This is a genomic window from Pseudomonas meliae (genome assembly GCF_001400515.1).
In the GTDB taxonomy this organism is placed as follows: Bacteria; Pseudomonadota; Gammaproteobacteria; order Pseudomonadales; family Pseudomonadaceae; genus Aquipseudomonas; species Aquipseudomonas amygdali.
This window is the reverse complement of sequence record NZ_LJQT01000044.1, coordinates 390-605: the sequence shown is the minus strand read 5'-3', so window position 1 is coordinate 605 and position 216 is coordinate 390. Positions and strand designations below refer to the sequence as shown.

Genomic DNA, 216 nt, shown 5'->3' with positions numbered 1-216 from the left:
AATTCCTATGCATCAAGGGGCTTAGTCATGAGCCCCCCCTTTCAAAGGACACGCCTCAACCTGTACACTCTGCGATGCCATCATTGCTTTGTCCTCATACTGCTTTGTTGGTATTCCTGCCCTTCTACTTTCCACGGTGTAGGGCAGGAATTTATTTTTCTGCGGCGTTTTTAAGCTCAGCTTTCTTAATAACCCCCCTAAGTATCCTCTGAAAAA

1 protein-coding gene is annotated in these 216 nt (G+C 45.8%); it reads right to left on the bottom strand.

Annotated features, from left to right (window positions below):
* Positions 1–21 precede the first annotated feature (21 nt).
* A partial coding sequence (locus ALO64_RS25825) for a hypothetical protein (RefSeq protein WP_217996254.1) occupies positions 22–216 on the bottom strand: 195 nt, incomplete at its 5' end.